11 protein-coding genes are annotated in these 12030 nt (G+C 65.6%); 10 read left to right on the forward strand and 1 reads right to left on the reverse strand.

From position 1 onward, the window contains the following. Positions 1-253: 253 nt before the first annotated feature. From ACIGJC_RS22770 to ACIGJC_RS22810, 9 genes are all read left to right on the forward strand, one after another. Positions 254-448, forward strand: a complete 195-nt coding sequence (locus tag ACIGJC_RS22770; RefSeq protein WP_483711679.1) for an AMP-binding protein — start codon at positions 254-256, stop codon at positions 446-448. Positions 449-723: 275 nt separating this feature from the next. Further along, positions 724-1986: an ROK family protein gene (locus ACIGJC_RS22775; RefSeq protein ID WP_483711680.1), complete on the forward strand. Its 1263-nt coding sequence runs from the start codon at positions 724-726 to the stop codon at positions 1984-1986. Beyond that, positions 1973-3547 carry a sugar ABC transporter ATP-binding protein gene (locus tag ACIGJC_RS22780; protein WP_483711681.1) on the forward strand — a complete coding sequence of 525 codons (1575 nt, stop codon included), beginning with the start codon at positions 1973-1975 and terminating at the stop codon, positions 3545-3547. Before ACIGJC_RS22775 ends, ACIGJC_RS22780 begins: the two co-directional genes overlap by 14 nt. Positions 3548-3616: 69 nt before the next feature. Further along, the gene (locus ACIGJC_RS22785) at positions 3617-4639 is read left to right on the forward strand and encodes an ABC transporter permease subunit (protein WP_483711682.1); all 1023 of its coding nucleotides are present in this window, start codon (positions 3617-3619) and stop codon (positions 4637-4639) included. 37 nt (positions 4640-4676) lie between these two features. After that, complete coding sequence (locus ACIGJC_RS22790; RefSeq protein WP_483714517.1) at positions 4677-5627, forward strand: ABC transporter substrate-binding protein; 951 nt, start codon at positions 4677-4679, stop codon at positions 5625-5627. A 49-nt stretch (positions 5628-5676) separates the two neighbouring features. Next, positions 5677-7158 carry a glucose-6-phosphate dehydrogenase gene (zwf, locus tag ACIGJC_RS22795; RefSeq protein ID WP_483714518.1) on the forward strand — a complete coding sequence of 494 codons (1482 nt, stop codon included), beginning with the start codon at positions 5677-5679 and terminating at the stop codon, positions 7156-7158. A gap of 49 nt (positions 7159-7207) precedes the next feature. After that, the gene (pgi, locus tag ACIGJC_RS22800; RefSeq protein ID WP_483711683.1) at positions 7208-8839 is read left to right on the forward strand and encodes a glucose-6-phosphate isomerase; all 1632 of its coding nucleotides are present in this window, start codon (positions 7208-7210) and stop codon (positions 8837-8839) included. A gap of 33 nt (positions 8840-8872) precedes the next feature. Further along, positions 8873-9568 (forward strand): 6-phosphogluconolactonase, encoded by a 696-nt coding sequence (gene pgl, locus ACIGJC_RS22805; RefSeq protein WP_483711684.1) that lies wholly within the window; start codon positions 8873-8875, stop codon positions 9566-9568. A 70-nt stretch (positions 9569-9638) separates the two neighbouring features. Continuing rightward, positions 9639-10547, forward strand: a complete 909-nt coding sequence (locus ACIGJC_RS22810; protein WP_483711685.1) for a carbohydrate kinase family protein — start codon at positions 9639-9641, stop codon at positions 10545-10547. A 51-nt stretch (positions 10548-10598) separates the two neighbouring features. Here the strand turns inward: ACIGJC_RS22810 and ACIGJC_RS22815 are convergent, their stop codons facing one another. Continuing rightward, positions 10599-10742, reverse strand: a complete 144-nt coding sequence (locus tag ACIGJC_RS22815; protein WP_483711686.1) for a hypothetical protein — start codon at positions 10740-10742, stop codon at positions 10599-10601. 575 nt (positions 10743-11317) lie between these two features. Here ACIGJC_RS22815 and ACIGJC_RS22820 point away from each other — a divergent pair. Then, positions 11318-11968 (forward strand): carbonic anhydrase, encoded by a 651-nt coding sequence (locus ACIGJC_RS22820; protein ID WP_483711687.1) that lies wholly within the window; start codon positions 11318-11320, stop codon positions 11966-11968. Positions 11969-12030 lie beyond the last annotated feature (62 nt).

A 12030-nucleotide genomic window follows, 5' to 3' on the forward strand; every position in this document is an offset into this window, starting at 1 on the left:
CCATTTGTCGACCGTGTGTCGCTGGCAACGGTGCGCCGAGTATCCCCAATGACAGACTTTTATTTTCTGTGGGCTCTTCCGCAGTTGGGCGAACGTAGTGTCATCGGACGGCAGTTCTGGAGCGAACGGCCAAGGCAAGAGTACGTCGATCCTGTGGGGGCGGGGCAGGCACTCCCTGCTCCGCACCGGGAATTGCCAGCAAGCAAGCACCCCTCAGCGCTTGTGGGATTCTGCAGGACAGTGGAGCCTGCCTTTGCTCGTCACTGACGTCGACGCAGAGCCTGGCATACGGACCATCGTCGTCGGCTCCACTGACTATCATGCCCTCTTCGCAGCGCCGGGCATGCCGATCACCGATGTCGCCGAAGACACCCTTGACTGGCTGTTCTATACCAGCGGCACGACCGGCAAGCCCAAAGGGGTCATGCTCGCGCACCAACCTGCGTAATTGGGCGTTGCGAGTGCATAGACAGTCACTACACACACATCCAGAAAGTGTTGGCTGCACCCACTCGACAGGCCCACACCTCGATACAGCTGCCATTGCGCATTCCAGGCAGCTCACGGCCTCACAAGGGACTCCGAGAATCCCCCCGTTTTAGCACGGTCGCCAAATTGCCTTGCGGGTTTTCCCGTGCTTGAGTTCTTCCCGCCCCTGTTCTTTAATTCAACATGAATTAATTAATAGCGCTCCCCAGCTGGAGCCGATCGGACGGAGACAAGATGACCGCATCCAAGGCAGGCCGTGGCGTGAACTCTGCCAGCCTGCGCCTTTACAACGAGCGTGCCTTGCTGCTGGCCCTGCGCCGGGCCGGGGAAGCATCCAAGGCAGACCTGGCTCGCATGGCGCAACTCACCAATACAGCGGTCGGCAGCATCGTGCAGAGCCTGACCGACGAAGGCCTGATCCAGCTTTCCGGGCGGCGCGTGGAAGGCCAGCGCGGACAGCCTGCCAGCCTGATCCGCCTGCAGCCCAAGGGGGCCTTTGGCATAGGCGTGCGGCTTGACCGCGGCAGCATCGAGGCCGTCATGGTCGACTTTGCCGGGCATATCCTGGCCAGCCGCGCCCACCAGATGGTGCTGCCCCACCCCGACCAGGCGCTTGAGCTGGTGCGCCGCGACATCGACGACATGCGCGCCCTGCTCACCCCGGCCGAGCAGAAGCGCCTGCTTGGCATCGGTGTCGCGCAACCCTACAACCTGGGCGCGTGGCTGCGTGAACTGGACATGCAGGGCAAAGCCTTCCAGGCTACCTTCCGCGCCTGGGACCAGGCGGATTTCCCCGCCATGCTGGCGGCGGCCACCGGACTGCCGGTGTTCGGCGAGAACGACGGCACCGCAGCCTCGGTGGCCGAACTCTTCTACGGCCGGCACCACGCCCAGCATTTCCTCTATGTCTTCCTTGGCCCGGCGATCGGCGGCGGCGTGGTGCTCAACGGCGACTGCGTGCGCGGGGTCTCCGGCAATGCCGGAGACATCGCGATGATGCCGGTGCCGCCCAGCACGCTGGCCTCCGCCCCGGCAATGCCGGGCCGGCAGCGGGACATCCTGATCTCGCGCGCCTCGCTCAACGCGCTGACGCGCCACCTGCGCCACCACGGCGTGACCGTGCACGGCCATGCCGACCTGCAGCAGCAGGTGGAACTGAAGCACCCGGCCGTGGCGGAATGGGTGGATGACTGTGTCGATGCGCTGGCGCCTGCGCTGCAATCGGCACTGGCCGTGCTGGACGTGCCGCTGGTGATTTTTGATGCCGATATCGACGGCGGCCTGGTGGCCACGCTGATCGAGCGCCTGCAGCAGGCGCTGGACGACAGCGCCCCAGAGGCACGCCCCGCCGCGCGCATCGTGCGCGGCTGCTTTGGCGCCAATGCCGGAGCGGTCGGGGCTGCGTCCCTGCCGATGTTCATGAACTTCTCGCCGCGCGCAGAACTGCTCAAGGGCGCGTCCGCCATCGTTCCGGAGGCCAGCTATGCAACCGTCTGACGCAATCACCGCCCCCCGGCACGCCGCTGCGGCGCCGCTGCTGGAGATGCGCAACATCTCCAAGACCTTCCCCGGCGTCAAGGCGCTCAGCAACGTCCAGCTTACGATCTATCCCGGCGAAGTCCATGCGCTGATGGGCGAGAACGGCGCAGGCAAGTCGACGCTGATGAAAATCCTCTCGGGCGCCTATATCGCCGATGACGGTGCCGAGTGCCGCATCGCCAGCCATCCGGTGGTCATCGACGGGCCGCTCGCCGCCCGCGCCCACGGCGTCGCGGTGATCTACCAGGAACTGAGCCTGGCGCCCAACCTGAGCGTCGCCGAGAACATCTACCTGGGACGCCACCTGCACCGCCACGGCATGGTGGATCGCGCCGCGATGGCGCGGGCTTGCGAGGCCACGCTGGCCCGGCTCGGTGCCGACTTCACGCCGCAGACCCTGGTCGACCGCCTGTCGATCGCCCAGCGCCAGTTGGTGGAAATTGCCCGCGCCGTACATTTCGAGACCCGCATCCTGGTGATGGATGAACCCACCACACCGCTGTCTACCCGCGAGACCGACCGCCTGTTTGCGCTGATCCGGCAGCTGCGCGCCGACGGCATGGCCATCATCTACATCAGCCACCGCATGGCCGAGATCGACGAACTGGCCGATCGCGTTACCGTGCTGCGCGACGGCTGCTACGTCGGCACGCTGGAAAAGGCCGAGCTGACCCAGGCGGCACTGGTCAAGATGATGGTCGGCCGCGACCTGTCGGGCTTCTACACCAAGACGCACGGCGAGACGCACGGGGGCGACATCGTGCTGTCGGTGCGCAATATGTCCGACGGACGGCGCGTGCGGGATTGCAGCTTCGACCTGCATGCCGGAGAGGTCCTTGGCCTTGCCGGCCTGGTCGGGGCAGGCCGCACGGAACTGGCGCGGCTGGTCTTTGGTGCCGATACGCCCACCAGCGGCGCGGTGTACCTCGCCGGCTCGCCTCTGGCCGTCAATCATCCCCGCCAGGCCATTGACGCTGGCATTGCCTACCTGACCGAAGACCGCAAGCTGCAGGGCCTGTTCCTTGACCAGAGCGTGCACGAGAACATCAACCTGATCGTCGCCGCACGCGATGCGCTGCGCGGCGGTCGGCTCAATCGTGCGAGCGCGCGTCGGCGCACGGCCGACGCCGTCAGCTCCCTGGGCATACGCGTGGCGCATCCGCGCGTCAATGTCGGCTCGCTGTCGGGCGGCAACCAGCAGAAGGTGATGCTGTCGCGCCTGCTGGAAACGAAGCCGCGCGTGCTGATCCTTGACGAGCCCACACGTGGCGTGGATATCGGCGCCAAGGCCGAGATCTACCGCCTTATCGACGAGCTGGCCCGCTCCGGCGTGGCGGTCCTGCTGATCTCCAGCGAACTGCCAGAGGTGGTAGGTCTGTGCGACCGCGTGCTGGTGATGCGCGAAAGCCGGCTGGTCGGCGAGGTGCACGCCTGCCCGGATGCCGCCGCCACGCAGGAGCGCATCATCGCCCTCGCCACCGGTGCGGACGACCCGGCACCGGCCACCGTGCTGCACTGAACCGACAACTCCCCCCGAGACCGCGCAGACGGTCGGCGGCAAGCACACCACACAGATTCTGGAGACACCATGCGTAATTCGATCCAACCGACAGCACACGCCGTTTCTTCACACGGCGCGGCGCGCACGCTTGCCAGCCGCCGCGGCGCCACCACGCAAGAGCGCCTGCGTGCGCTGGGCATGCTGCCTGTGCTGGTGCTGCTGTGCGCCGGCTTCACGCTGCTGACCGACAACTTCGCCAGCCTGCAGAACCTGTCGATCATCGCGCAGCAGGCGTCGATCAACCTGGTGCTGGCGGCCGGCATGACCTTCGTCATCCTGACGGGAGGGATCGACCTGTCGGTCGGCTCCATCCTCTCGATCTCGGCCGTGGCGGCGATGCTGACCTCGCTGACGCCGGAACTGTCCGCGCTCAGCGTGCCCGCCGCCCTGCTGTGCGGCCTGCTGTTCGGTCTGGTGAACGGCGCGCTGATCGCCTTCATGAAGCTGCCGCCCTTCATCGTCACGCTGGGCAGCCTGACCGCGGTGCGCGGGCTGGCGCGGCTGGTCGGACATGACAGCACCATCTACAACCCCGACATCGGCTTTGCCTTCATCGGCAATGGTGACGTGCTGGGTGTGCCCTGGCTGGTGATCATCGCCTGTGCCGTGATCGCGGTGTCCTGGGTCGTGCTGCGCCGGACCGTGCTGGGGCTGCAGATCTATGCCGTGGGCGGCAACGCCGAGGCGGCCCGGTTGTCGGGCATCAAGGTGTGGGGGGTGCTGCTGTTCGTCTATGCCGTGTCCGGCCTGCTGGCGGGGCTTGGCGGCGTGATGTCTGCCTCGCGCCTGTACGCGGCCAACGGCCTGCAGCTCGGGCAATCCTATGAGCTGGATGCGATCGCCGCGGTGATCCTCGGCGGCACCAGCTTTGTCGGCGGCGTCGGCTCCATCGGCGGCACGCTGATCGGCGCGCTGATCATTGCCGCGCTGTCAAACGGCCTGGTGTTGCTGGGGGTGTCGGACATCTGGCAGTACATCATCAAGGGCCTGGTGATCATCGGCGCGGTCGCGCTGGACCGCTATCGCCAGAAAGGCTCGGCACGCACCTGAACACGCGCAGGAGACGGAAGTGATCAAGCAATTCCTGATGGCAGTCGCGCTTGGCGCATGCGGCATCGCCGGCGCCATGGCACAAGCGCCGGCCTCTGAGCCCACCACGGCGGCCGCGCCACGGCAGTTGAAGAAGGTGGGCGTCACGCTGGGCTCGCTCGGCAACCCCTACTTCGTGGCGCTGGCCCGCGGCGCCGAAGCCGCGGCGAAGCAGGTGAACCCGCAGGCCAAGGTCACCGTGCTGTCGGCCGACTATGACCTCAACAAGCAGTTCTCGCACATCGACAGCTTCATCGTCGCCGGCGTGGACCTGATCCTGATCAACGCCGCCGACGCGCGTGCGATCGAGCCGGCCGTGCGCAAGGCGAAGAAGGCGGGCATCGTGGTGGTGGCGGTGGATGTGGCCGCAGCCGGTGCCGACGCCACCGTGCAGACCGACAACCTCCAGGCCGGCGAGCTGGCCTGCGGCTTCCTTGCCGAACGGCTCAAGGGCCGCGGCAACCTCATCATCCAGAACGGGCCGCCGGTGTCAGCCGTGCTGGACCGCGTCAGGGGCTGCAAGGCGGTGCTGGCGAAACACCCCGACATCCGCATCCTGTCCGACGACCAGGACGCCAAGGGATCGCGCGAAGGCGGGCTCAACGTGATGCAGCTCTACCTGACGCGCTTTCCCAAGGTGGACGCAGTCTTCGCCATCAATGACCCGCAGGCGGTCGGGGCCGACCTGGCCGCCCGGCAACTCAACCGGCGCGGCATCCTGATCGCATCGGTCGACGGCGCGCCCGACATCGAGGCGGCGCTGAAGGCCGACACGCTGGTGCAGGCCTCGGCCAGCCAGGACCCGTGGGCCATTGCCCGCACCGCGGTGCGGCTGGGCGTCGGCATGATGAACGGCCAGCGTCCCGCCAAGCCGGTGGTGCTGCTCCCATCCACGTTGGTCACGCGCGCCAATGTCCGCGACTACAAGGGCTGGGCGGCGCCGAGATAGCGCCCGGCCAAACCCGAACACCTTTCAGACCTTTCCAGGTGACTTGATGATGGATAGCACCAAGACCGGCACACAGGCCCCGGATTTCGATTTCGTACTGTTCGGCGCCACCGGCGACCTGGCCCGCCGCAAGCTCTTGCCGGCCCTGTTCGACGCGCATGCGGCAGGTGCACTGCACCCGGAGGGGCGCATACTCGCGCTGGGCAGCCAGCCGCTGGCCCACGAGGCCTACCTTGCCATGCTCAACGACGAGGTATTGCCCGCACTGGCGGGCAATACCGTGGCCTCATCCTGGCCGGGCTTCCTGGAACGCATCGTCTACCTGCAGGTCGACGCCAACACGGAGCCAGGCTTCGATGCATTGGCCGAACTGGTGAATGCCCGTGCCGCGCCGGTGGTGGTGTGCTACCTGGCCACCGCGCCACACCTCTTCGTCAGGATCTGCGAGCAGCTGGCGCGGGTCGGGCTCACCGGCCAACGCAGCCGTATCGTGCTGGAAAAACCGCTGGGCCATGACCTGGAGTCGTCCGAGGCGATCAATTCGGCGGTGGCAAAGTTCTTTGCCGAGGACCAGATCTATCGCATCGACCACTACCTGGGCAAGGAATCCGTGCAGAACCTGATGGCGGTGCGCTTCGGTAACGTCCTGTTCGAGCCGCTATGGCGGCGCGAGTGGGTGAAGGAAGTGCAGATCACCATCGCCGAGGAACTGGGCGTGGAGCGGCGCGGCAACTTCTACGACGGCATCGGTGCGATGCGTGACATGGTGCAGAACCATCTGCTCCAGTTGCTGTGCATGGTAGCCATGGAGCCGCCTGCCAGCCTGTCCGAAGACGCTATCCGCGACGAGAAGCTGAAGATCCTCAAGGCGCTCAAGCCGATCCGGCCCGAGGACGTCGCCGAGAAGGTCGTGCGTGGCCAGTACTGCCGCGGTGCTGCCGGGGGCAACCCGGTGCCTGGCTATGTCAGCGAGCCGGGTATCCCGTCCGAGAGCCGGACCGAAACCTTCGTTGCCATCAAGGCGGAGATCGCCAACTGGCGCTGGGCCGGCGTGCCCTTCTACCTGCGCACGGGCAAGCGCATGCAATCGCGCGTGGCGGAGATCGTCATCCACTTCCATGACGTGCCCTGCGCCCTGTTCGCGCGCCCGCTGGGCACGCCAGCGGGAAACCGGCTGGTCATCACGCTGCAGCCGGAAGAGAGCATCCGGCTCTATTTCCTGGCCAAGCAGCCCGGTGACACGCAAGCGCTGGTGCCGGCTTCGCTGGACCTGCAGCGCCCGGGGGCAGGTCCGCGCGTACGCCGCATGGGCGCATACGAGCGCCTGCTGCTGGATGTCATCCGCGGCAGGCTGGGCTTGTTCGTGCGCAGAGATGAACAGGCCCAGGCCTGGCGCTGGGTCGCGCCCATTCTCAAGACCTGGGAGAACACCAACTCCGCGCCCAAGCTGTACACCGCCGGCACATGGGGGCCGGCCGCATCCAGCGCCCTGCTGTCGCGCGACGGCATGGCCTGGCATGAAGAGATGTAGTTGGAATTCCCGAGCCCCGCATTTGCCTATCCCCCATTGGAGCAGCCCCATGTCGACGTCCCTCCCCGCCTGGCAGGCCTTGCGTGAACATGCTGCCAGGATTCGTCCTGCCCATATGCGCGACTGGTTCGCGGGCCCGCACGGCCAGGCCCGCTCCGAGCGCATGGCGGCCGAGGCCTGCGGCCTGACCCTTGACTACGCGAAGAACCGCGTCACCGAGGAAACCCTGACCCTGCTTTTCCAGCTGGCCCGCGACGCGCGCGTGTGCGAGCATCGCGATGCCATGTTTGCCGGCGAGCCGGTCAACACCACCGAGCGCCGTGCCGCACTCCACATGGCGCTGCGTGCCCGCCCCGGCGATGGCTACCGGGCACTCGGCGTGCCGGTAGAACCCGATGTGTCGGCAGTACTCGCACAGATGGAACGCTTCGCGCATGAAGTGCGCAGCGGCGCATGGACAGGCTTTGACGGCCGTGCCATGACGGACGTGGTCAACATCGGCATCGGCGGTTCCGACCTCGGGCCGCGCATGGTATGCCGCGCCCTGGTGCAAGATGCCGAACCCGCGCCGCGCATGCACTTTGTCGCCAACGTGGACGGCTGTGACCTGGCCCGCAAGCTGGCTCGCCTGGATGCCGCCACCACGCTGGTGATCGTCTGCTCCAAGACTTTCAGCACGCTGGAAACCATGGCCAACGCCCGCACCGCGCGCGACTGGTTCCTGTGCCACGGGGCCACGCAGGCGGACCTGGCGCGCCACTTCGTGGCCGTGTCGACCAACCGCGACGCCGTGGAAGCATTCGGCATCGACCCGGTCAACATGTTCCCGTTCTGGGACTGGGTCGGCGGGCGCTTCTCATTGTGGTCGGCCGTCGGCCTGTCGATCGCCGTGGCAATCGGCTTCGACAGGTTCCGTCTGCTGCTGGACGGAGCAAGGGCCATGGACCGGCATTTCGCCAGTGCGCCGCCCGAACAGAACCTGCCGATGATTCTCGGCCTGCTCGATGTCTGGTACCGCAGCTTCCTGGGCGCGGGCAGCCGCTGCGTAGCACCCTATTGCGAATCCATGGAACTGCTCCCGGCCTTCCTCCAGCAACTGGAGATGGAGAGCAACGGCAAGTCGGTGCAGCACGACGGCGCGGCGCTGGAGACCGGCTCGGCCGCGGTGGTATGGGGCACCACCGGTACCAACGGCCAGCATGCCTATTTCCAGATGGTGCACCAGGGCTCGCAACTGGTACCGGTGGACTTCATCGCCTGCCTGCGACCTCACAGCGACCTCCCCGGCCACCATACCAAGCTGCTGGCCAACTGCTTTGCACAGGGCGAAGCACTGTTGCGGGGACGCACCGCCGACGAGGTACGCGCCGACGGGCAGCATGACGAGAGGCTGGTGTCGCATCTGGTGTTCGAAGGGAACCGTCCCAGCAATACCCTGCTGCTGCAGCAGCTGGATGCCTTCCACCTGGGCGCCCTGCTCGCCATGTGCGAGCACCGCACATTCGTGCAGGGCGCACTTTGGAACATAAACTCCTTCGATCAATGGGGCGTGGAACTTGGCAAGAAGCTGGCCGGCCCCATCGAGCGCGAACTGGAAGGTGCGCCGGCGCAGCCGCATGACGCGTCGACAGCCGCGCTGATCCGCCGCGCGTGCGACGCCAGAACCTCGGCGCAACACTGAATCGCGCGATGACAGGGACCTGCAGGGGGAGCCATGCGGCAGATCGAACTCAATGATGCCACCACCCATGTCGAAGCCATGGCACGAGCCGTGGCCGGCGAACTGGTGCGTACCTTGGCCGAAAAGGGCCAGGCTTGCCTGGCGGTCTCCGGCGGTCGTTCGCCGCTGCCGCTGTTCGAGGCCCTCCGGCAGCGCCCCCTGCCCTGGGAGCGCGTGAGCGTGGTGCTCGTCGACGAGCGCATGGTGCCCCTCGACCACACCGACAGCAATGCGCGCCTGGTGTGCGACCGGTTGCTGCGCCAAGCCGCGTCGCGCGCATCGTTCCAGCCGCCGGTCCCGCCGTTCTGCACGGCGATCGACGAGATCGACACCTCGGCGGTCGTAGCCGGACTGAACCGCAACTATCGCCAGCCCGATCTCGTCATCCTCGGCATGGGCGACGACGGCCATACTGCGTCGCTGTTCCCCGATGCGCCAGAGCTGCCCGAGGGCCTGTCCCTGAACGAGCCGCCGGGCTACCTGGGGCTGAGCCCCAGGGCCGCGCCACATCGCCGCGTCAGCCTCAACCTGAGTGCCCTGCTGGGCGCGGACCGGGTCTTGCTGGGCTTCAGTGGGCCGTGGAAGAAGCAGGTATTCGATGCGGCAACGCGCAAGCCCACGCCAATGCTGCCGGTCAGCTACCTGCTGCATCAGCAAAGGACTCCTGTGGATGTCTACTGGACGCCGTAGCCCGGCCTTCAGCCTTCCCCATATCAACCCAGCCGCACAGTTCGCGCAAGCACAGATCCAGGAGTCATCGATGTCCAAGCCCTTGCCCCGCTATGTCGTCTTCGGCGAAGCCCTCACCGACATGGTTCGACAGGCCGACGGAAGCTGGCTCGGCCTGCCAGGCGGTTCCTGCTGGAACGTGGCTCGCGTCGGCGCGCGCCTTGGCATCGACACGGCCTTTGCCGGTGCCGTCAGCCAGGACCTGTTCGGCGACGAGCTGGCCCAGGCCAGCGAGCAGGCCGGCCTGGACATGCGCTTCCTGCAACGGGTCGATCGCTCGCCCTTCCTGGCCTTTGTTGCTTCGCGCCATCCTCCGCAGTATTTCTTCGTGGGGGACGACAGTGCTGACCTGCATTTCGATCCGTCCCGGCTGCCGCATGGCTGGCGTCAGGCGGCGGAAGTCATTCACTTTGGCTCTATCAGCCTGGCGCGTCAGCCGCTTGCCGCAGGCCTGTGCGAGGAAGCCACGCAGGCAGCCGGCGCCGGCAAGCGCATTGCCTTCGACCCGAACTACCGCAAGCTGATGAACGCGCCGGGCTATGGCGAAGCGCTTGCACACATGCTTCGGCTGGCGTCCTACGTCAAGATCTCGGATGAAGACCTGACGGGCCTGTTTCCGGCGCTGGCCCTGGACGCAGCGCTCGCGCAGGTGCGGGCCATGGCACCGGACGCCACCATCATGCTCACGCGCGGGGCCGAGGGCCTGACCCTGCTCTGGTCCGACAGCGTGGTGGAACAACCGGCGTTCCGGGTGAACGTTGCCGACACCGTAGGTTGCGGGGATGCCGCCATGGGTGGGTGGATAGCAGCGGTGCTGGCCGAGCCCCGGGCGGACCTTGCGGCCCAGGCGCGGATGGCCGCTGCCGCCGCGGCAGTGGCTGCAGGCCATGCCGGTGCATACGCCCCCTCGCGGCAAGAACTGGAAGGCCTGGCGGGCTGACCGCAAGCAGCATGGTCAGGAATGTTCGGGAAACTCTTTGGCTAGATACAACTATTCGACGTGAATCTTGGCGTCCGAGACGATCCTGGCGGAGCGCGCCATATCCTCGTTCTCGAAACGCGAGAAATCTTCTGGAGTACCGGGCGACAGCAGGTAGCCCTGCTCAACCAGTCGGGCACGCAAATCTGAATTCACGTGAACTGTAGTAATCCCGGTACCAATTCGTAGAAATGTTCCTCCGCGCGCTTAATCACGCGGAAAGTATCATCTTTACTACTGCGATTCGGAGAAATCGTGTCCCCTGCTCGACTACTCTCACTCTGCGGCAAGGCCACCTTGTATTCGGTTCTCGGCGGTGATTGCAGCCCTATTTTAGGCGTGTTTCGCGCGAACACCTCCTTTTGATCAACCAGAGCGAAGCCGCGTAGTCAGAGCGAAAAGTACTAAAGATGAAACGATGTGACTGACCAGCGATCGTTCCAACATTACTACTTGCCCACCGGGAGTATCAACATTACTACTCGCAGAATCGTCGCAATGTTAGTACGCGTGGGACTAATCCCTTGATTTTATTAATCTTGCGCCGTGCTACTCTTACTACACTTCACGAACGCCGATAAGAGCACGCGGCATGCTTATTGGTGCCTCGGATTCCTGAGCACCGCAACATCCGCGTACCCGGCCGCAATATTCAGCGATAATCACTGCCGCACCGGACGCGGGCATTCGAATCACATGCCAGCATCCGATACTCGAATCCGGAGAACCACATGCGTGACATCATCGACGGCTTCCTGCGCTTTCAGCGCGAGGTCTATCCGCAACGTGTCGAGCTCTTCAAACAGCTTGCAACCAGCCAAAACCCCAAGGCCCTGTTCGTTACCTGCTCGGACAGCCGCGTCGTGCCCGAGTTGCTCACCCAGCGTGAGCCCGGCGAACTGTTCGTCATTCGAAACGCGGGAAACATCGTCCCATCGTACGGGCCGGAACCCGGTGGCGTATCGGCAACCGTCGAATATGCGGTTGCAGTCCTCGGCGTGCATGACATCGTGATCTGCGGGCACTCCGACTGCGGCGCCATGGGCGCGATCTCGCGTTGCACTTGCCTTGACCATATGCCGGCGGTCGCAAACTGGTTGCGTCATTCCGATGCGGCCAAAGCCATCAATTCCGCGCATCAATTCGATACGCCTCGCGCCAAGCTTGACGGCCTGGTACGTGAGAACGTCATTGCACAACTGGCGAATCTGCGCACACATCCGTCCGTGGCACTTGCGCTCGAACAGGGACGCATGAATTTGCACGGCTGGGTCTACGACATTGAGACGGGTAGCATCGACGCACTCGACGGCGCGACACGGCGCTTTGTGCCCCTTGCCGAGTCACCCACCACCGTCGCCGTCGCTTCGCGAACTTGCTGAGAAGGCAATGGCGAGTGATTGGACCCTGACACCTGAAGTTTGATACCGGGCGCGGGCACATG

Source organism: Cupriavidus sp. C3SS-1 (genome assembly GCF_057073755.1).